Origin of the sequence: Candidatus Palauibacter sp., assembly GCF_965261555.1 — a bacterium.
In the GTDB taxonomy this organism is placed as follows: domain Bacteria; phylum Gemmatimonadota; class Gemmatimonadetes; order Palauibacterales; family Palauibacteraceae; genus Palauibacter.
In genome coordinates, this window is the sequence record NZ_OZ253465.1 from 257,209 (window position 1) to 278,654 (window position 21,446).

The 21,446-nt window shown below is 69.2% G+C and carries 22 protein-coding genes; 10 read left to right on the top strand and 12 right to left on the bottom strand.

All coding sequences use genetic code 11. From position 1 onward, the window contains the following. Positions 1-21: 21 nt before the first annotated feature. The 3 genes from ACQY5G_RS01080 to ACQY5G_RS01090 all read right to left on the bottom strand — a co-directional run bounded on the left by ACQY5G_RS01080 (position 22) and on the right by ACQY5G_RS01090 (position 2,678). Positions 22-483: a hypothetical protein gene (locus ACQY5G_RS01080; RefSeq protein WP_428276190.1), complete on the bottom strand. Its 462-nt coding sequence runs from the start codon at positions 481-483 to the stop codon at positions 22-24. 59 nt (positions 484-542) lie between these two features. After that, positions 543-1,316: a helix-turn-helix domain-containing protein gene (locus ACQY5G_RS01085; protein WP_428276191.1), complete on the bottom strand. Its 774-nt coding sequence runs from the start codon at positions 1,314-1,316 to the stop codon at positions 543-545. A 156-nt stretch (positions 1,317-1,472) separates the two neighbouring features. Next, positions 1,473-2,678, bottom strand: a complete 1,206-nt coding sequence (locus ACQY5G_RS01090; protein ID WP_428276193.1) for a 2,3-bisphosphoglycerate-independent phosphoglycerate mutase — start codon at positions 2,676-2,678, stop codon at positions 1,473-1,475. A gap of 107 nt (positions 2,679-2,785) precedes the next feature. Between ACQY5G_RS01090 and ACQY5G_RS01095 the strand changes: the two genes are divergently transcribed. The 8 genes from ACQY5G_RS01095 to ACQY5G_RS01130 all read left to right on the top strand — a co-directional run bounded on the left by ACQY5G_RS01095 (position 2,786) and on the right by ACQY5G_RS01130 (position 8,061). Continuing rightward, positions 2,786-3,436 (top strand): ATP-binding cassette domain-containing protein, encoded by a 651-nt coding sequence (locus ACQY5G_RS01095; protein ID WP_428276195.1) that lies wholly within the window; start codon positions 2,786-2,788, stop codon positions 3,434-3,436. Beyond that, complete coding sequence (locus tag ACQY5G_RS01100; protein ID WP_428276197.1) at positions 3,433-4,113, top strand: heme exporter protein CcmB; 681 nt, start codon at positions 3,433-3,435, stop codon at positions 4,111-4,113. Before ACQY5G_RS01095 ends, ACQY5G_RS01100 begins: the two co-directional genes overlap by 4 nt. Before the next feature lie 10 nt (positions 4,114-4,123). Further along, a complete protein-coding gene (gene ccsA, locus ACQY5G_RS01105; RefSeq protein ID WP_428276199.1) occupies positions 4,124-4,783 on the top strand; it encodes a cytochrome c biogenesis protein CcsA in 660 nt (219 codons plus the stop codon). 7 nt (positions 4,784-4,790) lie between these two features. After that, complete coding sequence (locus ACQY5G_RS01110) at positions 4,791-4,943, top strand: heme exporter protein CcmD (RefSeq protein ID WP_428276201.1); 153 nt, start codon at positions 4,791-4,793, stop codon at positions 4,941-4,943. Between the two features lie 159 nt (positions 4,944-5,102). Beyond that, positions 5,103-5,993 carry a sigma-70 family RNA polymerase sigma factor gene (locus ACQY5G_RS01115; RefSeq protein WP_310782568.1) on the top strand — a complete coding sequence of 297 codons (891 nt, stop codon included), beginning with the start codon at positions 5,103-5,105 and terminating at the stop codon, positions 5,991-5,993. Between the two features lie 41 nt (positions 5,994-6,034). After that, positions 6,035-6,988 carry a creatininase family protein gene (locus ACQY5G_RS01120; protein ID WP_428276203.1) on the top strand — a complete coding sequence of 318 codons (954 nt, stop codon included), beginning with the start codon at positions 6,035-6,037 and terminating at the stop codon, positions 6,986-6,988. Between the two features lie 161 nt (positions 6,989-7,149). After that, positions 7,150-7,626: a Panacea domain-containing protein gene (locus tag ACQY5G_RS01125; RefSeq protein WP_428276205.1), complete on the top strand. Its 477-nt coding sequence runs from the start codon at positions 7,150-7,152 to the stop codon at positions 7,624-7,626. 9 nt (positions 7,627-7,635) lie between these two features. Next, a complete protein-coding gene (locus ACQY5G_RS01130) occupies positions 7,636-8,061 on the top strand; it encodes a hypothetical protein (protein ID WP_428276207.1) in 426 nt (141 codons plus the stop codon). Here ACQY5G_RS01130 and ACQY5G_RS01135 read toward each other — a convergent pair. From ACQY5G_RS01135 to gyrA, 6 genes are read right to left on the bottom strand one after another with little or no spacing between them, the layout of a single operon-like run. Next, the gene (locus ACQY5G_RS01135) at positions 8,021-8,458 is read right to left on the bottom strand and encodes a vitamin K epoxide reductase family protein (protein ID WP_428276208.1); all 438 of its coding nucleotides are present in this window, start codon (positions 8,456-8,458) and stop codon (positions 8,021-8,023) included. The genes ACQY5G_RS01130 and ACQY5G_RS01135 overlap by 41 nt on opposite strands. A gap of 3 nt (positions 8,459-8,461) precedes the next feature. Further along, the gene (locus ACQY5G_RS01140) at positions 8,462-9,226 is read right to left on the bottom strand and encodes a DsbA family protein (RefSeq protein ID WP_428276210.1); all 765 of its coding nucleotides are present in this window, start codon (positions 9,224-9,226) and stop codon (positions 8,462-8,464) included. Positions 9,227-9,243: 17 nt separating this feature from the next. Continuing rightward, complete coding sequence (locus ACQY5G_RS01145) at positions 9,244-10,665, bottom strand: hypothetical protein (RefSeq protein ID WP_428276212.1); 1,422 nt, start codon at positions 10,663-10,665, stop codon at positions 9,244-9,246. Next, positions 10,662-11,375, bottom strand: a complete 714-nt coding sequence (locus ACQY5G_RS01150) for an HAD family hydrolase (RefSeq protein WP_428276214.1) — start codon at positions 11,373-11,375, stop codon at positions 10,662-10,664. Before ACQY5G_RS01150 ends, ACQY5G_RS01145 begins: the two co-directional genes overlap by 4 nt. Beyond that, positions 11,375-12,373: a threonine ammonia-lyase gene (locus tag ACQY5G_RS01155; protein ID WP_428276216.1), complete on the bottom strand. Its 999-nt coding sequence runs from the start codon at positions 12,371-12,373 to the stop codon at positions 11,375-11,377. Before ACQY5G_RS01155 ends, ACQY5G_RS01150 begins: the two co-directional genes overlap by 1 nt. Then, the gene (gyrA, locus tag ACQY5G_RS01160; RefSeq protein WP_428276218.1) at positions 12,370-14,913 is read right to left on the bottom strand and encodes a DNA gyrase subunit A; all 2,544 of its coding nucleotides are present in this window, start codon (positions 14,911-14,913) and stop codon (positions 12,370-12,372) included. The genes ACQY5G_RS01155 and gyrA overlap by 4 nt, the downstream gene beginning before the upstream one ends. Positions 14,914-15,283: 370 nt before the next feature. Here gyrA and ACQY5G_RS01165 point away from each other — a divergent pair, with 370 nt between their 5' ends. Next, positions 15,284-15,760 (top strand): hypothetical protein, encoded by a 477-nt coding sequence (locus tag ACQY5G_RS01165; protein WP_428276220.1) that lies wholly within the window; start codon positions 15,284-15,286, stop codon positions 15,758-15,760. 22 nt (positions 15,761-15,782) lie between these two features. On the opposite strand, the gene ACQY5G_RS01170 is transcribed toward ACQY5G_RS01165, so the two are convergent. Continuing rightward, entirely contained in the window at positions 15,783-16,385 is a 603-nt protein-coding gene (locus ACQY5G_RS01170; RefSeq protein ID WP_428276222.1) for a metallophosphoesterase family protein, read from the bottom strand. Positions 16,386-16,411: 26 nt separating this feature from the next. On the opposite strand from ACQY5G_RS01170, the gene ACQY5G_RS01175 reads away from it, so the two are divergent. Then, positions 16,412-17,497 (top strand): saccharopine dehydrogenase family protein, encoded by a 1,086-nt coding sequence (locus ACQY5G_RS01175; RefSeq protein ID WP_428276224.1) that lies wholly within the window; start codon positions 16,412-16,414, stop codon positions 17,495-17,497. Here the strand turns inward: ACQY5G_RS01175 and ACQY5G_RS01180 are convergent. Together ACQY5G_RS01180 and uvrA are read right to left on the bottom strand one after the other, a co-directional pair. Then, positions 17,479-18,525 (bottom strand): glycosyltransferase, encoded by a 1,047-nt coding sequence (locus ACQY5G_RS01180; protein ID WP_428276226.1) that lies wholly within the window; start codon positions 18,523-18,525, stop codon positions 17,479-17,481. The two genes, ACQY5G_RS01175 and ACQY5G_RS01180, sit on opposite strands and share 19 nt — an antisense overlap. After that, positions 18,522-21,404, bottom strand: coding sequence for an excinuclease ABC subunit UvrA (uvrA, locus tag ACQY5G_RS01185; RefSeq protein ID WP_428276228.1), 2,883 nt, complete (start codon positions 21,402-21,404; stop codon positions 18,522-18,524). The genes ACQY5G_RS01180 and uvrA overlap by 4 nt, the downstream gene beginning before the upstream one ends. Positions 21,405-21,446 lie beyond the last annotated feature (42 nt).

Genomic DNA, 21,446 nt, shown 5'->3' on the forward strand with positions numbered 1-21,446 from the left:
GGAAAGAGTCGTCACCGCGGGTTACCCCAAGAATTCGTCCCAGCACTCGAACTTGTGGACCTTTATGCCACCTGGGCTGCAACTGATCTCCATGTAGCCGCCGACCCAGCCGCACTTCGATCGGATCTTCTTCCTCGCCCACTCTCGATCATCCTCGTCGCAGTCGAAAAGGTAGCACGACTCTTCCAAGGTCACCATTTCCGAATCAGCGACCATCGCGTCGAAGGACTCGAGCAAAACGGTGGGTGCGGACGTCTCGGCCACAGGGACGGACGACGCAGACAGCGGCATGGCCATGACCAGAGCGAGCAACGCGATTCCGAGTCCAATCTTGGGGCGATTCGACATTGTCCTGATTCCTTTGAAGAAGATTGTGTCGATCTTGGCGCGACCGACAACCAGTCTGGCATGAGACTGATTTCGCAGTGCGGTAGCTTGGCTATCGGCGACGGTCGTCTCAAGGGGCTGCACCGATTTCGTCAAAGATTCACCGATATCGCGTTGACCGAATCTGGTTTGTGCCTTCGGCGAACCGACGTTCGCTACGGGTTCGGGGGGTCACCGGGCCGTGGCGGCCGCAGGTACTGCTCCACGAGAGCCGTCAGCAGGCGGTCGGGAGGCACTCTCTCCAGTTGCACCAAGGTGCACCCGGTCCATCGTTTCGACTTGCGGTGAAGCGTCTCGAGGGCGAAGCCGAGGCGCGGGCTGACGCGCTTCCAGTTCATACCCGAGGAACGAAGTTGCATGGCTCTCAGGATCACCAGAGCCTCCAGGAATTGGCTCAGCGTCGTCCTGCCGTGCTGCCATCGGCTGAACGCCTTGGAGAGCGTGATCGGTGAGTAACCCGTGGCGGTGGCCAACTCCCTCACCCCACGCACGGGTCGATCGGTGGCGGCGCGGAGGCTGTACTCCAGCGTGGTTCGAAGTGCGGGAGCCAGCGTCGTTTTCCGGGCCTGCTCGGCCAGGCGCAGCAACGGGACCGATCCCCGGGCCGCTTCGATCTCGGGCGGGAGTTCGGTCTCAAGGTCTGCGAACCAGACGATGGCGGACGTGTTGACGCCATTCAGCCGTTGAGCAGCTCCGGGCTCGGAATCCGTGACGAGTATGAGGGGAATCCACAGCCCGTTCCGTTCGATGTGCCGCAGGAGTTCGATCCTCTCCGCCGGAATGGGATGGCGGCAACCCAGAATCAGGCACGCAACGTGGCCATCGCCATTCGTGAACTCGTCGGCATCCTTCACGATTTTCGCTCTTCCGCCGACTGCTGCCGCGATTCGCTTCGCGTCGTGCGGCGAATCCGCGAGGATGTTGATCACGCGAAACCTCCTCCGACGTTGTTTCTTGCACCTCTCTACTTTCTATACGCCGATGGAGGACCAAACCCCGCCACGCACCCGACGGGCGGGAGCGGCGGGGAAGGGCGGCGGAATCGCCGGGAACCCGCTCGGGCTGTACGGATTCGAGCTTTCGGGCTAGGCTCCGAACTTCTTGAGGCGGCCGGCGCCGGCGGCGGCGAGGCGCATGAGGTCGCAGGCGCGGATGCGGCCGTGGGCGCCCGCGCGGCAGGCGGTCTCGCCGAACGTGGTGGCGTCGTCGTTGCGGGCCGGGCTGCCGTGGAGGAGGAAGGGCACGGGGTGCCAGCTGTGGCTGCGCATGACGGAGGGGGTCGAGTGGTCGCCGGTCACGAGGATGACGTCGGGGCCCGCGGCGACGAGTTCCGGGACGATGACGTCCGCTTCCTCGATGGCGGCTACCTTGCGGTCGAAGTCGCCGTCTTCTCCGGCCTTGTCGGGAGGCTTGAAGTGGAGGAAGAAGAAATCGTGCTCGGCGAACCGCGCCTTCAGGGCGTCGACGAGCGGGGGGGCGCCCGCGGGCACCGTGCGCGCGTCCATGCCGACGAGGCGCGCGACGCCGCGGTACATCGGGTACGCGGCAGCGGCGGCGGCTCGCATGCCGAACACGTCGCCGAAGCGGGGCCAGTCGGGCTGGCTGGAGACGCCGCGCAGGAGCGCCATGTTCGCCTGCGGCTGGCCGGCGAGCCGCTCCGCGGCCGCTTCGAGCCACGCCGCGAGAAGCCGCGCGGTCGGTTCGGCCTCCGCGTTCCGCGCCTCGGGGGCGTGGGGCGGCCGGCCGGTCATGCCGGGATCGGTGTCGTTCACGGCGTCGCCCGCCGGGACGTCGGGGTGCAGGACGAGGACGAAGCGGTGCTCCTTCACGTGGCGCACGGTACAGCGGGCGCCGTCGAGTTCGATGCCGTTGAGCCGGGCGGCCAGGGGGGCGGCTTCCTCGCACGGGATGCGGCCCGCGCGGCGGTCGGCCACCCGGCCCCGGGCGTCGAGGGTGCAGAAGTTGGCGCGCACGGCGATGTCGCCCGGTCCGAGCGGGAAGTCGATGCCGAGGGCTTCGAGCACGCCGCGGCCGGTCTCGTACACGAGGGGATCGTAGCCGAACAGGGCCAGGTGGCCGGGGCCGCTGCCCGGGGTGATGCCCGGCGCAACGGGGTCGTGGAGGCCGCACGTCCCGGCGCGGGCGAGTTCGTCGAGGTGCGGCGTGCGGGCGGCCTCGAGTTCGGTCGGCCCCCCGGGCTCGCGCGGCAGCCCGCCCAGTCCGTCGAGCACGTAGAGCAGCACCTTGCCGCCCCCGCCTCCGGCGAGACGGGCGATCCGGTCGAGTTCCATGCGGCGGAACGTATGAGCGCCCCCCGCAGCGGGCCAGCAACGGACGGGCCGGCGGCGCGCGGACGGCACGGGCGGGGTCTCGCGGCGCGCGGGCGGGGGGCGGGCCGGTGAGCCTCGCGGTCGCGGCGGAGGGCGTCACCCGGCGCTTCGGGCGCCGCTGGGCGCTGCGCGGGGTCGACCTCGCGGTGCCGCGCGGCGCGGTCGTCGCGCTGCTCGGCGCGAACGGGACGGGCAAGACCACGCTCCTCCGCCTCATCTCGACACTCCTCAAGCCGACGGCGGGCCGGCTGGAGGTCCTGGGTCACACCCTCCCCGCGGGCGGGGACGAGATCCGGACGGGCGCCGCGTTCATGACGGCCGGCGGGCACGCGTACGAGGAGTTGACCGGGGTCGAGAACCTGCGCTTCGCGGCCCGCATGTCCGGGACGGCGGCCACGGACGACGACCTGCGGGACGCGCTGGCCGCGGTCGAACTTGGCGGGGCGGCGGATCTTCCCGTGCGGGGGTGGTCGACCGGGATGCGCAAGCGCCTCGAACTCGCGCGGCTCCGGCTCCGCCCGCTCGAACTGGTGCTGCTCGACGAACCCTTCGTGAGCCTGGACGAGGACGGCGTGGGACTCGTCCACGACGCGGTCCGCGGGTGGCGCGACGCCGGCGCCGCCGTGGTCATCGCCTCGCACCGGGTCGAGGACGCGACCCGGCACGCCGACGACGTCGTGCGGCTGGCGGGCGGCCGCGTCGCCGACGTGACCCCGTGAGCGCGCTCGCGCGGCGCGCCGCCGCCATCCTGTGGAAGGACATCCTCTCGGAGACCCGCACGCGGCAGGGCTTCACCGCGATGCTCTCCTTCGCCGCGCTCGTCCTCTTCATGTTCAGCTTCGCCATCGGGGTGGACAACGACCTGCTCGGACGGCTCGCGGGCGGCCTCCTCTGGGTGGCGATCGTCTTCACCGGCACCCTCTCCCTCGGCCGGACCTTCCAGAACGAGGAACTCGCGGGCGGGACCCGCCTGCTGCGGCTCTATCCCGGCGACGTGCGCGCGATCTACCTGGGCAAGCTCGCCGGCAACCTCGTCGTCCTCGCCGCGCTCGAGGTCGTCCTCTTCCCCGCCGCCGCGATCCTCTACCAGGTCGACTTCACGGCGCAGGCGGGCCCGCTCCTCCTCGTGGCCGTCCTCGGCACCTTCGGCTTCTCCGTCATCGGGACCTTCTTCTCCGCCCTCACCGTCCACCTCCGGGCGCGCGAACTCCTGCTGCCGCTCCTCCTCTTCCCCGCCCTCGTCCCGGTCGTCCTTGGGAGCGTCGGCGCGACCGAAGCGTTCCTCGCCGGCGACCCGCTCGGACGGGCCGGCGGGTGGCTGAGGTTACTCGCGTCCTACGACGTGATACTGTTCGTGGTCTGTCTGTGGATCTTCCCCGTCGTCCTCGAGGAGTGATGCGGGTCTCATGAACAAATTGATCATGCTCGGATGGGTTGCGATCGCCCTGATCGCGGTGGGCAGCGTGCTCGGGCTCGCCGTGCTGCCCGCCGACGCGCTGCAGGGCGAGGTGCAGCGCCTTCTCTACGTCCACGTGCCGGTCGCGTGGGTGATGATGCTCGCGTTCTTCGTCGTCTTCCTCATGAGCATCCTCTATCTCGTGCAGCGCCGGCTGAAGTGGGACCTTCTCGCGGTCTCCGCCGCGGAACTCGGGGTGTTCGCCGCCGTCCTCACCCTCATCCTCGGCACGCTGTGGGGCCGGCCCACCTGGGGGATCTGGTGGGCGTGGGACCCGCGAATCACGACCACGGCGCTCCTCGTACCCATTTACACGGGATACCTCGTCGTGCGTTCGATGACGGAGGATCCGGACCGGCGAGCGCGCTGGGCGGCCGTGATCGGTCTCATCGCGTTCGTCCAGGTTCCGATCGTGTACATGTCGGTGTTCTGGTGGCGGAGCCTGCACCAGCCCCCGTCGTCCCCGCAGTCCATGTGGAGCGCGTACGGGCTCGTGATGATGCTCGGATTCGTCGCCTACACGCTCGCGTTCGCCTACCTGTGGCTGCGGCGATACCGGCTGGCTGCAACGGAACTCGAACTCGAACTGTCGGGACCGGAGGAAGGGTGAACCGGGTATGAACGATCACTGGCTGTTCATCGGCGCCGGATACGGGATCACCTGGGCCTCCCTCTGCTGGTATCTCCTCCGCCTGCGGCGTCGCGAGCGCATGGCGGCCGCGGCTTCGGACTGCGGCGGCGAGGGAGCCCGAGCGGGGGGTCCGGGGTAGTAGAAGTCGGAAAAACGTGCGGTTCACTCCGATTTACTCTATTATTTCAAGTTTGTATCAAGAGCGATCGGATCGAACCGTGGCGGGGCGGAGTTCCGGTTGGCCCACCCCGCGGCGATGGTTTTCAACAACCGACCCGAGTCAGGATTCGGATTTCATATGGCGAAGACGGCTACCAGCCGACGCATGTTCTTCGACACGCACGCGCTCGACTCGTTCGACCAGTATCTGCAGGATGTCGAGCGCTATCCGCTGATCGAGAACCCACAGATCGAGCGGGAGATCGCGCGCAAGGCGCGGGCCGGCGACCGTCACGCGGCGGAGCGCCTCGTCACGGCGAACCTGCGGTTCGTGATCTCGTATGTGAAGAAGTACCAGGGCCGGGGGCTCAACCTGGCCGAACTCGTCTGCATCGGGAACGAGGGTCTGCTCAAGGCCGTCAAGAAGTTCGATCCCGACAAGGGCGTGAAGTTCATCTCCTACGCGGTGTGGTGGATTCGGCAGACGGTGCTGCAGGCGCTGGCCGAGCAGACCCGCTCCGTGCGCATCCCGCTGAACCAGAACTCCAATCTCGTGAAGCTCTCCCGGACGGAGACGGCGCTCACCCAGAAGCTGGGACGCTCGCCGACGGACCGTGAGATCGCCGAGGAGATGGAGGAGCCGGTGGAGACGGTGCGCGCGCTGCGGCGCGTGGCCTCGGCCGAACTCAGCCTCGACGCGCCTCTCGACAAGTCCGACCGCGACAGCGCGTCCTTCGGGGAGCGCTTCTCGGGGATGGACGACGCGGACATCGAGGAGGATGTCGAGGACCAGGCGCGCCGGGAGTTCCTGGAGAGGATGTTCGAGCGCTACCTCACGGAGCGCGAGCGGAAGATCCTTGTCCTCTACTACGGCCTCGACGACGGCGAGGAGATGACGCTGGAGGAGATCGGTTCGCTTCTCGGCGTGACCCGCGAGCGCATCCGGCAGATCCGGAACCGGGCCTTCGACAAGCTGCGCGCCTCGCCGGACGGAGAGGCGCTGGAAGGGTTCTGGCGCGCCACCGCCTGAGACCCCGGGGGCCGCGTGACCCTCTGACAGGAGCAGGTCCCATGCGACGATCTCTGCCCGTCTTCCTGTCCCTTGCCCTCGCTCCGGCGGCGACCGCGCAGACGGCGGCCGCTCAGACGGACCCGCAGACCAATCCGCTGTGGACGCAGGAGAAGGTGAAGAACTACCTGCCCCACATGACCGTGCCGGAGGTGCGGGACTTTCTCACGCGCAGCGACATGGTCCTGATCCCGGTCGCCGCGCTGGAACAGCACGGCAACCACCTTCCGATCGGCACGGATTACCTGAACGGGGTCGAGCAGGCGAAGCTCGTGGCGCAGCGGGCCGACGTCCTCGTGGCTCCGATCCTCCTGCCGGGACAGTCCCCGTATCACATGGGGTTCGAGGGGACGATCACGCTGCCCTCTCCGCTCGTACAGGAGGTGTACGTCGAGGCGGTGAAGAGCCTCATCGCGCATGGGTTCAAGCGCTTCCTGATCATGAACGCGCACGGCGGGAACCGCGCCATCACGACGTTCATCGTGGACCGCATCAACCAGGAGACGGCGGGGATCGCGGTCGATCTGGGCGCTGTGTCGGGGCCGTTCCGGGATCGAGACCGGATGGCCTCCGTCCCGACGCCGCCGCCCGACGAACTCGACCGTCACGGCGGGACGCCCGAGACCTCGAGTTCGCTCTACCTCATGCCGACGCTGGTGGACATCGAGGCGGCGGTCCCGGCGGAGGTCACGCTGCCGGCGCACCTGGAGGCGATGCTCCCCGACGTGCTGGCGGGCGATCCGACGGCGCTTGCCGTGTTCCTCGCCGAGGGACTCAAGGACGAGTCGACCGGGAAGGGGACATCGTCCGCGGAAATGTCGTCCACGGGCGTGTGGGGGACGCGCCATCCAGCCGAAGCCTCGACGGAACGCGGCCGAATCGCGACCGAAATCTTCGTCGACGCCGCGGTCGCGTTCATCGAACGGTGGAACGAACTCCGCCCCCCCGGCTCCTGATCCGGCCCAGTCCACGTTGGCCGCGATGGCTGGTTGGACTTATCCTCGTTGTTGGAGCGGAGGCCGTACGAAAGGAGAGTCGCGTACAGATGTACCCTAGGTTCAGACAAGCCAGAACGACGCAACTCGCTTGTGAGTTCCTGCGCCTGGCGGGGGGGCGGATGAGCTATATGAAGCTCATCAAGCTCCTCTACCTGGTCGACCGGCGCAGCCTGGTCGAGCGGGGCGTGCCGGTCACCTACGACCGCTATGTCTCGATGCAGCATGGACCCGTCCTGTCCGAGACCCTCGATCTCATCAACTACGGTTCGAGCCCCTCCGACGAGAGTTACTGGGAAACCCATATCGATCAGGATTCACGTTACGAGGTCTCGCTGAAGGGCGACTGCCCCGTCGACGAACTATCCGACGCCGAGCTGGAATTGGCGCGATCCGTGTATGGCGAGTTCGGGGCGATGGACCGCTGGGCGGTAGTGGACCACGTACATCAGCTACCGGAATGGCGGGACCCCGGCGAGGCTCGCGTGCTTCCCATCCGCTACGAGGACATCCTCGCACACGAGAAGACTCCGGAGGAAAGCGAACAGATTGTCGGCGATCTGCGCGCGATGGGGGCCGCCGAAGCGATCTTCGGCTAAGGCACGGACGTGCAGGCCGGAGACTGTTTTCTCATCGGCGGGCACGAACTCACACCCCACCTCTGGATCATACTCACGCGCCCGTCAGGCGATCCTGCCCGCGTCCTGATCGCAAGTTGTACCTCTCGAAAACCCTGGTCGGACGACACTGTCCTGCTCGACCGCGGCGACCACCCGTTCATCCGCCACGAGACGGTCATCGCGTACACGGAAATCAGGATTGTGGAGGCGCGGGTCATCGAGTTTCAACTCGGCCTCGGAAAGATCACCCGCAGGGAGCGGATGCGCCGAGCGGTGCTGGATCGCGTGGTGGAGGCGGTGCTGAACTCGACCAACGCAGCGGCCAAATTCAAACAGTTCATCCTCGATCAGGACGATCGTTCAGACGCAACTCCTAAGCCCGCCGAGAAAGCGCGCGGAAGTCGGGGAGGGTGAGGAGGAAGATGCCGAGGGTGATGACGGCGCTTCCCACGCACCAGCGGCAGATGGCGTGGATGACCCAGAGTTCGAGCGCCGTGAGGTAGATCGTGAAGGCGAGTCCGCCCAGGGCGAGCACGGCCAGCACGCGCGGGATCCAGCGGGCAGCGCCGGAGCCGTCCAGGGTCCCGAGCATCGAGACGCCGAACACGGCCACGTACCAGCCCACGCCCCAGCCGGCCACGGGGAATCCGAGGAAGCGGGCCCAGCGCGACCCCTGCACGAGATCGCAGCCGCCCGCGCCGCACGCCAGCTCGCCGTAGTAGCCGAGCGCGTAGAGGAAGAGGTAGGTGGAAAGAAAGAGACCGGCCAGCGCCAGGAGCGCGATCCCCCGGCGCCGGTTCAACTCACTCATGGGTTATGGCGCTCCCTGTCCGCTGTCCGAAGGATCGTCCCCGGAGGAGAGCGCCTCGATCCGGGCCTGGATGAGGCCCTCGATGTGCGTGTAGGGTTCCACGCCCTGGAGGTCCACCCGCACGCCGTCGACGAAGAGCGTGGGGGTGGAGTTCACCCCGCGCGATACGCCGTACTGGTGCGACTTGGCGATATCCTCGAGGGGGCGGCGCTCGCGCATGCACGCGTTCCAAGCATCGGCATCGACGCCGGCCTGCGTCGCGATCTCCGCGATGGCGTCGGCGGGGTCGGCGAGCTGATACCACTGCGTCTGGCGAGAGAGGATGAGGTCGTGCACCGGCCAGTAGAGTCCCTGCTCACCCCCACAGCGCGCGGCCAGCGAGGCCGCGACGGAGTTGGGGAAACCGACCATGTAGTCGTACGAGATCCAGCGCACGGGAGCATTCGCGGTCTCGACGTAGCTCTGGCGCAGCAGCTTGCCGGCGAAACCCGCGAAACTCGCGCAGTAGGGGCAGGAAGGGTCGTAGAACTCCTCGATCGTGATCGGCGCGGACTCGGGCCCGATCGGCACCCCGACGGACGCATCGGGCTCCGCCTCCGCGAGGACCTCGAGAAGGTCCGGGTGTGTCGCGGGCGGACCCGAGCCACCCTGTCCGCCTCCCACGAAAAGCCAGTACCCGCCGGCGGCCACAACGACGACCAGGGCGATCGGAAACCATCGGTTCTTGCGCGGGGGAGCGCTCTGCTGCTGTGCCATCTTCCTTGCCATCGCTCGTACTCCCTGTCCTAGATCAGGTCGCGGGCCAACCAGGCCAGCGCTGCAGCGACGAAGAACGCCACTATCGCGAGAATCGCCCATCGGCCCCGCTTCGACAAGCGTCGGGCTCGAAGGGCTGCCAGCGCCCGGAGACCGGGGATCATGCGATCGGACCACAGGGCCCCGATTTCGACGAGCGCCGCGGCGGCTGCGGACACGTACGCTCTGTCGAGCTTCGTCACCTCGTCCTTCCAGGCCCGGATCGCCTCCTCGACGCTCGCTTCCTCCGCCTCGGGCGGTGCGAGATCGCGCGCGTGCAACTGCTGCAGGAGGAGCTGCTGCCGGGCCAGGGTGGCGTCGAACGCCGGGTTCAGGGCATCGATGTACTTCGACGTCGTCTCCCGCAAGGCGGGTTCGCCGGCGGCGGACAACGCCTTCTCGCCCTTGTCCCGGTCGAGACGCCTGGTCCTGACGATGGCCTGTACCTCGGCCGCGTACACTCGCACCAACTCTTCCGCGACACCGCGAAACGCGGCGATCGCGTCCTGCCGCATCTGCTCCGCATCCATGGCCTGAACGGCGCCGACGACGGAGTCGGCTTCGAGCGCGGCGGAGCGCCGCAGCATGAGGGGCCCGAGCGCCATCTCACCGAGCGTCCGGAAGTGCCGCTCGAAGTAGCGCCGATCGAAGCTCTCGCCGATCGAAGGGTCGATCCGCACGCGGTCGACCGCCGCCTCGCACACCTGTTGCAGCGTGTCCGCGCCCACGGAGAAATCCGGCAGTCGCGCCCGCACCGGGCGCGCGACCTCCCCCTTGTCGAACATTTCCAGCGCGTCGTCGGTGTCCGGAGGCGCCGGGACGGTGCCGGCGACCTCCAGGACGGCGCGGATTTCCTCCTGAAAGAGATAGCGAATCTCGAAGGACGCGTCCCCCTTGGCGAGTTCGAGGACGGGGCGGCCATCTCCACGAGCGTCGGCAGCGTCGGCAGCCTCGGCCGCGTGCTCGGTCGGCCAGCGCAGGGTGTACTCGTGCTCTTCAGCGAAGAGGTGCAGCCCCCGCCTCGTGAACACCGCGAGGTAGAGCCCCTCGAGGGGCGCGTCGCCGATCCTCCCGGTGATCTCGGTGCCGGCGGTACACACGACGACGTCCGCGGCCAGTGGCCGGAGGAGGGACCGCCGGCCCGCCACATCGCTGCCCCGTTCCACGTTGCGGGCGAAGTCCTCCAGGTCTCCGCTCTCCCCGAAGAAGGCGACGGTTTCCTGCCGGGCAAAGACGAGAATGAGGCCGGCGCGCCTCGATACCCAGAAGACGGATGCGAGCGGGATCTGCCGGTCCTCGAAGTGAACCCCGGCCGGCGTACAGACGACGGAGACCTGCGGCCGCACCGGCTCGCCCGCGAGGCGGACGTCGAATCGATAGGCCTTCGGGTCGCCCTTCGAGCCCCGGTTCATGCGCCTGCCAGGGCCGACATCGCGCGGCCGGTGTCCCGGAGCGAGGGGAGGACTTCGTCGGCGCCGGCCCGGTGGAGATCGTCCACGGAGAAGCGTCCGGTGGCCACGCCGAGCACGGACAGGCCGGACCCGCGGGCACACTCGATGTCGTGCGGGGTGTCCCCGACGATCCAGGTGCGGCCGGGACCGTAGCGCGTTCCCGTATGGCGGAAGGCCCGCTCGAGCGCGATCGGCGGCAGGCGGTTCCGGTCCGCGTCGTCGCAGCCGAAGGCGCCGAAGGGAAAACGGCGCCAGAGCCCGACCGCCGAGAGCTTGCCCTCGGCGCCGGCGACGATGTTGCCCGTCAGAAGGCCGAGCGCCGCCCCCTCCGCCTCGAGCGCATCGAGGATCTCGGGGACGCCCGGCGTCGGGCGCATCCGGTCGCGCCGCTCGTCGATCTCGTCTTCGAGCCGCGCCGCATACACGGGCCAGAGGCGGTCGAACTCCGGCGCGATCTCGTCCTCCGACAGGCCTTCGGCGCGGAGGAGCGTGCTCACGATCTGAGGGTCCGTCATCCCGTCGAAGGGGAGATCGTCGATGGGTCCGGGCGTCCCGTACACCTCGATCATCGCGCCCTCGATGGCCGAGCGGCCGACTCCCGCCGCGTGAACCAGCGTCCCGTCGATGTCGAACAACACGAGCTTCGAGGCGCCGGCCCCGTTGGAGATCATCAACCGCCGATCCAGTCCGCGAGGAGCGCGGGCTCGATGTTGCCGCCGGAGAGGATCGCCACGGTCTCTCCCCGTGCCGCGGGCGTCACCGCGCCGTTGAGCAGCGCGGCCACCGTGGCCGCTCCGGAGGGCTCCACCACGAGCCGCAGGCCGAAGAGCCAGCGCACGGCGTCCCGGATCGCCTCGTCGTCGACCGTGATGACGCGGTCCACCAGGTCGCGGCAGTGGGCGAAGGTGAGGTCGCCGGGGCGTACCGGCTTGAGGCCGTCGGCGACGGTGGATACGCGGTCGAGGGTGACGGGCGCGCCGTGCTCGAGCGAGCGCAGCATCGAGGCCGCCCCCGCGGGCTCGACGCCGATCACTTCGGCCTCCGGACACCGGCGCCGCACGACGGCGGCGACGCCCGACAGCTGCCCGCCGCCGCCGATCGGAGCCAGCACCATCCCCGGTTCCCGGGAGCCGAGTTGCTCGATGAGCTCGAGCGCTACGGTCCCCTGCCCCGCGATGATGTCCGGGTCGTCGAACGGCGGCACCATCGTCCCGCCGAGTTCCCGCTGAATCTGCTCGGCGCGCGCCTTGCGCTCGGACGACGTCGTGCCTTCGAGTTCGACCTCCGCCCCGAGGGCGATCGTCGCCTCCCGCTTCACGTCGGGCGCATCGACGGGCATCACGATCCGCGCCGGCACGCCGAACGCCCGGGCGGCCCACGCCACCGCCTGTGCGTGATTGCCGGACGAGTAGGTGAGGAGCCCGGCGTCCCGCTCTTCCGGCGAGAGCCGGCTCACGTAGTTGTACGCGCCGCGCGCCTTGAAGGCGGAGACGCGCTGGAGGTTCTCGCACTTCAGCCACACGCCGTCCGGCGCATCGGTCGCGCCGCGCCCGCCCGCCCGCGGGAACGGGGCATGGATCAAAGGCGTGCGCCGGACCGCGCCGCGAATCCGCTCGTGCGCGGCTTCGACGTCGGCGAGTGAAACGAGCGTCGCGGTCGCGCCGGTCACTCGGCGTCCTCGACGTCGCCGGCCTCGACGTCAGCGCCGGCCTCGACGTCAGCGGCCTCGGCACCGTCAGGAGCTTCGGCCTCGGCATCGTCGTCCGCCGCCGGATCCGTTCCGATCGGATCGATCAGGCTCGCGACATCCATCAACTCATCGCCCTCGTCGAGGGAAACCAGCCGCACGCCCTGGGTGTTGCGACCCATCACGCGGATCTCCTCCGCCCGTTGCCGGTTGATGACGCCGTTGCGGGTCACGAACATCAACTCGTCGTCGTCCGTCACTTCGCGGATCGCCGCCACCTCACCCGACCTCGCGGTGATCTTCAGGTTGATCACTCCCTGTGCAGCGCGTCTCGTGAGTCGATAGTCCGTGACGTTGCTCCGCTTGCCGATGCCGAGATCCGTCGCGGTCAAGAGGGAACCGCCCCGCCGCGCGACCACCATTCCGACGACGGTGTCCCGCTCCTGTAGTCTGATGCCGCGCACGCCCTGTGCGATCCTTCCGACTTCCCGCACGTCTCCCTCGGAGAATCGGATCGCTCTCCCCCGCCGCGTGGCGAGAAGCACATCGTTCGAGCCGTCGCTCAGCTTCACATCGATGAGCCGGTCGTCCTCGAGGATGTGGATGGCGCGCAGACCCGGCGCACGCACGTTCCGATACTCGGCGAGGCTTGTCTTCTTCACGAGGCCCCGGCGTGTCGCGAAGATGAGGAAGCGGTCGGCCGAGAACTCGCGCGCCCTGACGATGGAGGCGATCTTCTCGCCCTTCTCCATCCTCAGCAGGTTCACGATCGGCTTCCCGCGCGCCGTCCGGCGTGCGAGCGGGATCTGGTACACCTTGAGCCAGTACATGCGGCCCGCGGTCGTGAAGATGAGGAGGTAGTCGTGGGTCGAGGCGAGGAAGAGGTGCTCCACCCAGTCCTCTTCCTTCGTGCCCATGCCCGCGATCCCGCGCCCGCCGCGCCGCTGCGCCCGGTAGACCGCAGGCTCGATGCGCTTGATGTAGCCGGAGTGCGAGACGGTGATGACCATCCGCTCTTCGGCGATGAGGTCCTCGTCCGTGAGGTCCGAGGTGTCGGGCACGATCTCGGTGCGGCGCTCGTCGCCGAACTTGTCGACGAGGGTCGAAAGCTCCTCCCCGACGATCTCCATCCGCCGGTCGCGCGAGGCGAGGATGGTCTCGAGTTCCTGCCGGCGCGCGCGGACCTTCTCCAGCTCCTCCTCGAGTTTCTCGATCTCGAGACCCGTGAGGCGCGCGAGGCGCATGTTCAGGATCGCGTCGGCCTGGCGTTCGCTGAGATCGAAGGCCGACCGGAGCTCCGCGCCCGCGACCTCGGTCTCTGGTGAGGCGCGGATGATGCGGATGACCTCGTCGATGTGGTCGACCGCGACCTTGAGCCCCTCGAGGACGTGTTCCCGGTCCTTCGCCACGCCGTACTCGAAACGCGTCCGCCGCTCGACGACCTCGTGCCGGTGCTCGAGGAAGTGCCCGAGCATCGTCTTGAGGTCCATCACCTGCGGCTCGCCGTTGACGAGCGCGAGCATGATGACGCCGAACGTTGACTGCAGCTGCGTGCCCTTGAAGAGCTGGTTCAGGACGATCTGCGGCACCGCGTCGCGTTTCAGTTCGATGACGACCCGGATCCCGTCGCGGTCGGACTCGTCCCGGAGGTCGGAGATGTCCGTGACCTTCTTGTCGCGCACGAGACCCGCGATCTGCTCGATGAGGCGGGTCTTGTTCACCATGAAGGGGATTTCGCGGACGATGATGCGGTCGCGGCCGTCCCGTCCCTCCTCGATGTCGGCCTTCGCGCGCATCACGACCCGGCCGCGGCCCAGTCGGTAGGCTTCGCGGATCCCGGCCCCGCCGAAGATGGTGCCCCCGGTGGGGAAGTCGGGACCGCGGATGATCTCCATCAACTCGTCGAGCGTCGTGTCGGGCGCCTCTATGAGGCGGTGACAGGCGGCGGCCACCTCGCGGAGGTTGTGCGGGGGGATGTTCGTCGCCATGCCCACCGCGATGCCCGACGAGCCGTTGACGAGAAGGTTGGGGAGCGCGGAGGGCAGAACCGTCGGCTCCTGCAGCCGGTCGTCGAAGTTCGGCGTGTGGTCGACCGTGTCCTTGTCGATGTCGCCGAGCAGTTCGCTCGCGAATCCGTGGAGCCGGGCCTCGGTATAGCGGTAGGCCGCGGCGGAGTCGCCGTCCACGGACCCGAAGTTGCCCTGCCCGTCGACGAGCGGATAGCGGAGCGAAAACTCCTGCGCCATCCGGACGAGCGAATCGTAGACGGCCGAGTCGCCGTGCGGGTGGTATTTGCCGATCACGTCGCCGACGACGGTCGCGCTCTTTCTGTAGGGTCGGGTCGGGCCGAGGCCGGCCTCGTGCATCGCGTACAGGATCCGCCGGTGGACCGGCTTCAGGCCGTCGCGGACGTCGGGAAGGGCACGCTGTACGATGACGCTCATCGAGTAGTCGATGAACGATTCGCGCATCTCTTCTTCGAGCGGTCTCTGCTCGACGCGTTCTATGCTCTCGGTGGTCATGGATTCCCGCTGGAACTGGCGTTTTCGAGATCCTCGAGGACGCGGCGGCCATTGGCAGCTCCGGAGGAGTGCGGCCGCACTCGGTGAGACCCTCTAATCTACCGGATTTCGGGGCGTTCCGCGACTTTCGAGACGCCATTCGATCCCGGCCGGACCGGCGTTCACGACCGGAGTGTGACCGGCCCGGGAGCGGACGCCCCAGGAGTCGTGGATGTGGCCGCAGACGACGAGGCGGGGACGGGACTCCGCTTGAACCGGATTCCCGGTTGACCCCACATTGATGGGCGGCCGGAGGTTGGCGTTGGAACGGTGGCGGAGCGCGCGCCACCATGAACCTTCGGCGGGGACGTTTGGGAAGATGGGATTTGACGTGATCGGAATCATCACCGTGGTCGTGGCGATCCTCGGCGTGGGCGTGAGGCTGGAGTGGAACTCCCGCAAGCTCGACCGGAAGTTCGACCGGCTGGCCGGCGACCTCGCCGATACCCGCGTGGAGCTGGCCGATACCCGCGTGGAGGTGAAGAGCGAGATCGTCGGCAGGTGCGATGGGCTGCGTGATGAGCTACGGGGGGAGATCCACGGCTTCCGGGACGAGCTTCGGACCGAGATCCACGGCGTCCGGGACGAGCTGCGCGGTGAGATCCACGGCCGGCACGGCGAGGTGCGGGGCGAAATGAAGAGCCTGCGCGGCGAGATGCGGAGCGAGATCAAGGGCCTGCGCGGCGAGATCGCTGAACTCCGCAAGGAAGTGGCCGGGACGCGCACATCCGTGGCCAGGCTGGAGGGCTTTGCCTTCGGCATCCCCGTGCCGGAGACCATCGGCGAGGAGCGGGCCGCCCGGAGCTGAATTACACCCAGGCACTCCCGGGTCACTCGAGGAGCCATTCGATCCCCTTGGGACCGGCGTTCACGACGGGGGTGTTGCCAGCTCGGGAGCGGACGCCCCAAGAGTCGTGGATGTGGCCGCAGACGACGAGGCGGGGACGGGTCCGTTCGATGGTTTCGAGGACGGCTGTACTGCCCACGTGCCGACCCGACGCGGCGGTGTCCGCGTGGCCAAGCGGAGGGGAGTGGGACACGAGCACGGCGCCCTCGGGGCACGGCGCGAGGAGGTTCCGGGCTTCGTCTTCCGTGAAGTCGTAGCTCCATGCGCCGAAGGGCGTCACCGGCACCCCGCCGCCGAGGCCGAAGAAGGGCACGCCGCCGATCTCGACGCCCGTTCCGTGCAGGACATGAGCCGCCGGCCAGCCGTCGCACGCGTCGGAAAGTTCCTCGGCGGATTCGCCGTTTCCGGGGACGAGGACGGTGGGGGTCTCGATCGCGGCCAGAACTTCGACGATCCCGGCCAGGCCGCGCCGCTTCACCGCCAAGTCGCCGGCTCCGACGACCGCGTCGAAGTCGGCCGCCCGCTCGACGATCGACGCGGCGGCCGTGAGGTCGGTGTGCAGATCGCTGAACAGCAGCAGACGCATGGCGAGTCGCTCCGTAGTTTGGGGACATGCGTGAACCGAAACTGCTCATCTACGGCGCCACGGGATACACCGGGCGGCTCGCCGTCGCCGAGGCCGTCCGGGCCGGGCTGAGCCTCGTCGCCGGCGGCCGGGACCCGGAGAAGCTCGCCGCGCTGGCGTCGGCGACCGCCGGGGCGCGCGGTCTGGAGACCCGGGCCTTCGGGCTGGACCGCCCGGATACGCTGGCCGGCGCGCTGGAGGATGTTTCGGTCGTCCTCCACTGCGCGGGCCCGTTTTCGCGCACGGCTCTCCCGATGTACGAGGCCTGCGTGAGGACGGGCACGCACTATCTCGACATCACCGGAGAGATCGATGTGTTCGAGGCCCTGGCCGCGCGCGGGGCGGAGGCCGCCGAGGCGGGCACCATGATCATGCCGGGCGTCGGGTTCGACGTCGTCCCGAGCGACTGCCTCATCGCGGACCTCGCCATGCGGCATCCGGGCGGCCGGACCCTGAGGCTGGGCCTCGCGGCCCGCAGCGATGCCTCCCGCGGCACGATGCGCACGATCGTGGAGGGAATGGGGGAGTTTCGGATCCGGCGCGATGGAGTGATCGCGAGGGTGCGACCCGGTGAGCTGCGTCACGCGTTCGACTTCGGGCCTCCGCCGCGCGCCGCGTTCGTGAGCGTGCTGGGCGATGTGTCGACGGCCTTTCATTCCACCGGCATACGGAATATCGAGACCTACGTTCAGGCGACCCGCACCTTCGTGCGCCTGACGAGGATCCTCCGCGGCTTCGGCCCGCTGCTGGCCGGACGGGCGGGGAAGGCGCTGCTGGGCCGCCTCGTCGACCGCGCGCCGGAGGGGCCGAGCGAATCGGCACGCCGGACAGCGCACGCGATTCTGGTCGCGGAGATCGAAGACGCGGAGGGGAGGCGGGCGGCGGCGCGCGCGCGGGTACCGGACCCCTACGGCTTCACCGCGACGGCGGGCGTCGCCATCGCGGGACTCGCGCTCGCGGGAGACTTCAAGCCGGGCTACCAGACCCCGTCTTCCGCCTACGGCGCGGAGCTGTTGCGGGAGTTCGATGAGGTGACGTGGGAAGTGCTCGACGATCAGGCCACGGCCCGGTAGTCCTCGATCTCCGCAAAACCCAGCGCCTCCAGCGCTTCCCGGATCTCGTGCCGGGCGCCCGGCGTCCCGACCGCGAGGAGCATGTACGGGCGGGCGGGCGCGCCGAACGCCGGGAGATTCTCCGGGCGAAGGACGACGGCTCCGTGGATGCTCTGCCCGATCTTGCGGGGATCCAGGTCCACGAACGCCTCCACCGGGCGCGCGCGACTCGCGGAGCCGCCCTGTTCGATCCAGCCGCGCGCGAAGGCCTTGCCGACCTTGCCGGCGCCCCAGATCACGAGCGGCCGTCCCGCCGGTATGCGGCCGTTCGCGAGGTACGCGATCTTCAGACGCCGGAACGCATCGGGACCGTAGCGGTCCGACCGCTCCGACAGCCGGTGCGGACCCAGCCGCCACTCGTGGAGGACCCGCGGTACGTTCGTCATGCGGCGGCCCGCCGCGGACAGCCGCAGGATGAGGTCGTAGTCCTCCGGTCCCCCGGTGTCGCGGTAGCCGCCGACGGCCTCGAAGGCGTCGCGCCGCACCATCAGGGTGGGGTGGGCGATCGGACATTCGACGAACAGATCCCGCTCGACCGCGGCGGGTTCGGTGAGCCCGTTGATCCAGCGCTCGTAGCGGAGATAGCCCGAGCCGCGCCGGGGCCGGGGGAAGTAGCGGACTCCCGCGCCGCACGCGGCGATGTCCGGGTGCCGGGCCAGGAGGCGGAGTTGCGCGGCCAGTCGGCCGGGGCGCGCCACGTCGTCGGCGTCCATGCGGGCGAGGAGCGGCGACCGCGCCTCGCCGGAGAGCCGGCGCAGCGCCGCGACGATCCCCGAACCGTCGCGCTCGACGAGGCGGACGCGACCGTCCCGTTCCGCCCACGCCCGGAGCAGCGACCCGGTGCCGTCCCGCGAACCGTCGTCGAGCGCGAGCACCTCGAAGCGCGGCTCGGACTGCGCGGCGAGACTCTCGATGCACGCGCCGAGGAACGGTTCGGCGTCCCGGCACGGCAGGAGGATGGAGACGCGCGGCGCGCCCGCTCCGGTCACGCCGACCCGGCGCCGGCGACGGCCGCGTCGCGCCCGAGCCGCTCTGCCCGCGCACGGAGGAAGGCGCCCGTGAGCGAGGCCTCGGACTCCGCGATGACGGCGGGCGGACCCGCGGCCACGATGCGGCCTCCGTCCTCCGCCGGCCCGGGCCCCATGTCGATGACCCAGTCGGCTTCCGCGACGACGTCGAGGTTGTGTTCGACGACGACGACGGCGTGCCCCTCTCCCACGAGCTCCCGCAGCACGGCGACGAGGGTGCCGACTTCCGCCACCCCGAGGCCGACGGTCGGCTCGTCGAGGATGTACAGCCTGCGGCCCGCGCCTCCCCGCCGCGCGAGCTCCCGGGCGATCTTGAGGCGCTGCGCCTCCCCTCCGGAGAGCGTCGTGGCCGGCTGGCCGAGCCGAAGATATCCGAGACCCACTCGTTGCAGCTGCCACAACCGCGCTCCGAGACGGTCGTGCCGGATGAAGAAGCGAATCGCTTCGTCCACGGTCATGTCGAGGGCGTCGCGGATCGAGCGGCCGCGGATCTCGATTTCGAGCACCTCGGGGCGGTAGCGCGACCCCCCGCACGCCTCGCAGGGCACGGAAACGTCGGCCAGGAAGACCATCTCCACCGTCTCCTCTCCGGCGCCCTTGCAGCGCTCGCAGCGCCCGCCCGGACGATTGAAGGAGAAATACCCCGCCTCGTATCCGCGGGAGCGGGCTTCCGGCAGGGCGGCGTATGCGTTCCTCAGCGCCGTGAAGGCTCCGATGTAGGTCGCCGGGTTCGAGCGCGGCGTGCGGCCGATCGGCCGCTGGTCGACGAGCACGACGTCCTCCAGGAACTCCGCGCCTTCGAGCCGGTCCCAGGAGCCGGCGGGCTCGCCCAGGTGCGGCTTGGCGGAGGAGCGGTCCGTGATCTCCCGTTCGAGGGCGTGGTACAGCACGCCGCGGATGAGCGTCGACTTCCCGGAGCCGGAGACGCCGGTGACGAGCGTGAGCGACCCGAGCGGAATCGCCACATCCACATCCCGAACGTTGTGCAGGCGGGCGCCGCGCAGGACGAGTCGGGGGCCGCCTCTCGACGGCGCCGCGCCCTTCCCGGCGGCGGTCGCCCGCCGCGCGAGGGCCTCTCCCGTACCGGTCTCCGAGGTGAGGATGTCGTCCCAGCCGCCCTCGAACACGATCTCGCCGCCCTGCTCCCCGGCCCCGGGCCCCAGTTCGACGATGCGGTCGGCCCTCTCCAGCACCGCGGGCTCGTGCTCGACGACGAGGACGGTGTTCCCGCGGCTCGCGAGCCGCTCGAGGACGCCGGTGAACGCATAAATATCATGCGGATGGAGGCCGATCGTGGGTTCGTCGAGGACGTAGAGCGTGCTGACGAGCCGGCTCCCGAGACAGCTCGCGAGGCGGATCCTCTGCATCTCCCCCCCGGAGAGGGATCGGGCCTGCCGGTCCAGCGTCAGATACCCGAGTCCGACTTCCTCGAGAAACGACATCCGGTGCCCGAGTTCGCGCAGGATCGTCGACGCGACCTCGCGTTGAAACGGGGTGAGGTCGAGTCCCGCCGCGAGCCAGCCGGAGATCTCCTTCACGGTCCACCGGGCGACTTCGGCGACGTGCCGCTCCCCCACACGGACGTTCAGCGACTCCGGCTTCAGCCGGTACCCCTCGCAGCCGGAACACAACTCGGGAAGCTGATACTGGCGCAGAAAGACGCGGATGTACGCCTTGTACCGCTTTTTTTCCTTCGAGCGGAGAAAGGGGATGACGCCCCGGAAGCGTTTCCCCGCGTACTCTCCCCCGTTCAACAGGACGTCGCGGCCCTCGTCGGGAAGCGCCTCCCACGGGAGGGACGCGTCGAGTCCGGAGGCGGCGGCAAACTCTCTCAGGCGGCGGCGCTCGCGCCGGTAACGGGGCTTCGACCATGGATCGAGGGCCCCTTCGTCCAGCGAACGGCCCGGGTCGGGCACGATGAGTTGGGGGGAGTACTCGAGCACGGCGCCGAACCCCGTGCAGGTGTCGCATGCTCCGGCGGGGCTGTTGAAGCTGAACAGCTGGGGGGTGGGCCGCGGAAACGCGAGGCCGCAGACTCCGCAGCGATGGGCCTCTTCGAAGTCGCGGCGCTCGGGCGCCCCGGCCCCGCGCCGCCAGAGGAGCGCGACGGCGGCGCCCCTCCCCTCGGCGAAGGCCGCGGCCAGCGAATCCGCGATCCGTTCGCGGTCCTCCGGGCGGGATCCGACCCGGTCCACGATCACGAGCGCCTCGCGGGCCCGAGTCAGCACCCGAACCTCGTCCCCCGCGCCTTCCTCCTCCTTCTCCAGATCGATGTCCGGCAGGTAGAGTTCGCGACCGTCGGCGAGAACGCGGACGTACCCCCGCGCCCTGAGGTTCTCCACCACCCTCTCGCCGTCCGTGCGCTCTTCGCGGGGGATGGGGAAGGCGATGGCCAGCCGCGCGTCCGGACCGGACTCGAGGAGCACGTCGGTGGCCGACGTCACGGTGTCCGGCACGACGGAACGCCCGCACTCCGGACACACGGTTGTCCCAACGCGCGCCCACAGGAGTCTCAGGTAGTCGTAGACCTCCGTGATCGTGCCGACGGTGGAGCGGCTCGACTGCACGCGGTTGCTCTGGTCGATGGCGACGGAGGGACTGACGCCCTCGACGAGATCGACGTCGGGCTTCGGCATCCGCTCGAGGAACTGCTTCGCGTAGGTGGAGAGCGACTCGATGTACCGCCGCTGTCCCTCGGCATAGATCGTGTCGAAGGCGAGGCTGGATTTTCCCGAGCCGGAGGGCCCCGTGAGGACGGTGAGGGCCCCACGCTCGATGTCGATGTCGATGCCCTTGAGGTTGTGCTGCCGGGCGCCTCGGACCCGGATCCGGTCGCTCATGGGAGCATGATGGCCGGCGGCGACGGGGCGCGCCAACCTGAT

Bases quoted from the DNA above. Each gene is read 5' to 3' on its own strand.
- ACQY5G_RS01150 (WP_428276214.1), bottom strand. From the start codon at position 11,375: ATGATCTCCAACGGGGCCGGCGCCTCGAAGCTCGTGTTGTTCGACATC.
- gyrA (WP_428276218.1), bottom strand. From the start codon at position 14,913: ATGACCACCGAGAGCATAGAACGCGTCGAGCAGAGACCGCTCGAAGAA.
- ACQY5G_RS01120 (WP_428276203.1), top strand. From the start codon at position 6,035: ATGCGACGATCTCTGCCCGTCTTCCTGTCCCTTGCCCTCGCTCCGGCG.
- ACQY5G_RS01115 (WP_310782568.1), top strand. From the start codon at position 5,103: ATGGCGAAGACGGCTACCAGCCGACGCATGTTCTTCGACACGCACGCG.
- ACQY5G_RS01090 (WP_428276193.1), bottom strand. From the start codon at position 2,678: ATGGAACTCGACCGGATCGCCCGTCTCGCCGGAGGCGGGGGCGGCAAG.
- ACQY5G_RS01175 (WP_428276224.1), top strand. From the start codon at position 16,412: ATGCGTGAACCGAAACTGCTCATCTACGGCGCCACGGGATACACCGGG.
- ACQY5G_RS01170 (WP_428276222.1), bottom strand. From the start codon at position 16,385: ATGCGTCTGCTGCTGTTCAGCGATCTGCACACCGACCTCACGGCCGCC.
- ACQY5G_RS01140 (WP_428276210.1), bottom strand. From the start codon at position 9,226: ATGGCAAGGAAGATGGCACAGCAGCAGAGCGCTCCCCCGCGCAAGAAC.
- ccsA (WP_428276199.1), top strand. From the start codon at position 4,124: ATGAACAAATTGATCATGCTCGGATGGGTTGCGATCGCCCTGATCGCG.
- ACQY5G_RS01135 (WP_428276208.1), bottom strand. From the start codon at position 8,458: ATGAGTGAGTTGAACCGGCGCCGGGGGATCGCGCTCCTGGCGCTGGCC.
- uvrA (WP_428276228.1), bottom strand. From the start codon at position 21,404: ATGAGCGACCGGATCCGGGTCCGAGGCGCCCGGCAGCACAACCTCAAG.
- ACQY5G_RS01110 (WP_428276201.1), top strand. From the start codon at position 4,791: ATGAACGATCACTGGCTGTTCATCGGCGCCGGATACGGGATCACCTGG.
- ACQY5G_RS01145 (WP_428276212.1), bottom strand. From the start codon at position 10,665: ATGAACCGGGGCTCGAAGGGCGACCCGAAGGCCTATCGATTCGACGTC.
- ACQY5G_RS01125 (WP_428276205.1), top strand. From the start codon at position 7,150: ATGAGCTATATGAAGCTCATCAAGCTCCTCTACCTGGTCGACCGGCGC.